The sequence below is a fragment of the Staphylococcus sp. 231237_7MaSpsaltlick genome (genome assembly GCF_043107035.1).
This window is the reverse complement of sequence record NZ_JBICNX010000111.1, coordinates 1-1,583: the sequence shown is the minus strand read 5'-3', so window position 1 is coordinate 1,583 and position 1,583 is coordinate 1. Positions and strand designations below refer to the sequence as shown.

The 1,583-nt window shown below is 29.6% G+C and carries 1 protein-coding gene and 1 pseudogene; both read right to left on the bottom strand.

The annotated features are described in order from the left end of the window. Positions 1-185: 185 nt before the first annotated feature. A pseudogene (locus ACF91D_RS30175) lies at positions 186-668 on the bottom strand (NAD-dependent epimerase/dehydratase family protein); the annotation flags it as partial. A 302-nt stretch (positions 669-970) separates the two neighbouring features. After that, positions 971-1,583: IS3 family transposase (locus tag ACF91D_RS30170; RefSeq protein WP_392438418.1), on the bottom strand; the 613-nt coding region annotated here is incomplete at its 5' end.

Genomic DNA, 1,583 nt, shown 5'->3' with positions numbered 1-1,583 from the left:
AATAACGCCATAATAAATGTTCCAAGCGATCCTATCGCTGATATAATATTAATCATATTTAGCTCCTTTTCTTTTTTAGGAAATAGTAGTAGGAAATTAAACATAGCATAAAACAATTTATATTCAACAATCTATGAATATAAATTTCATATTAACTATATAAAAACGAGCATTGGATACCAATTTTTTAGTATTGGATAAGAACTTCCCTTAGCACCTATAATTAGTCCAGCTCTTAATGTAGTTACTGGCACACCATATGCTCCTAAAATACGTTCACACTCTAAGCGGCTTCTTAAATGTGGAGATAATTCATTAGTATTAGGAATTAAGCCGCTCATAAATACGATATGTTTAACTTTATTAAAACTTGATGCTTTAGCAAAATTATCTGCTAATATTGCATCCATATCTTCAAAACTTGCTTGTGTTAACTTAGCTGAAGGCATCATCGAATGAACGAGATATATAGCAATATCTACGTTTTTCATTACTTCTGTTATCTCATTTAAATCAAATAAATCTGCAGATTTCCACGTAACATTTTGTTCATTAGATTTATTTTCTATATTTCTAGAAACAGCAATAATTTCATAATTTTCTTTTAATTTATTCATTAAATGGCTACCTATATATCCTGAAGCACCCGTTAATAGAATTTTTTTCATAAATTAAGCCTCCATTTTTAAAAAGATGAGCAGGCACATGCTTACCTCAGCTCATCTTTTACATAATAAGCTAAATTGCTCATTACAATTAAATTAATTTAAGTATGGCAAGAGCTCTATGTCTCTTAATAAAATTATACCCAATTTTATTGATAAATTAACTTAAATTTAAAATGAAATTGATTTTTTACTATTAATTTATTAACATAATCGATGATTATCAGAAGTTCTAGCATAAAAAAGCACTACAAGTTCATGGGCACTGAACCCGTATAGCGGGAACTTAATAAAAACACAATGTTCTAGGCTGCTAATTCCCTGTATTTTATAGGGGATAAGTAGCCTAGTTTTTGTTGAATTCGATTATTATTATAGTTTTTAATGTAATTTTCGACAATATCTATTACAATTTGGTTAGAGCCATTGAGCTCATTGTTGATGTAGAAAGTTTCACACTTTAGCGAGGAATGGAAACTTTCTATCGGGGCGTTATCAGCTGGTGTTCCTTTTCGGGACATACTTCTGATAATGCCCTTTTCTTCGCATAATTGATAGTAAGAATAGGATGTGTAAACACTACCTTGATCACTATGTAGTATACATCCCTCAGGTATATCAAGTTGATTCAATGTATCATTTACTAAGCTCTGACCCTGATTGTTATCTATTTTATACGCAACAATTTCTCCGTTATAAACATCCATAATTGAAGATAAATACAACATAGAGTTACCGAAAGGTAAATAAGTAATATCTGTTGTTAATACTTTCATTGGTTGACTTGCTTTAAATTGTCTTTGTAATAAGTTATCTGTTTTATAATAAGGTTTGCCAATACTTTTAGACCTTTTAGGTCTAACTCGACAGTTTAGATTATTCTTCTGCATAATTCTCTGAATTCTTTTATGATTAATT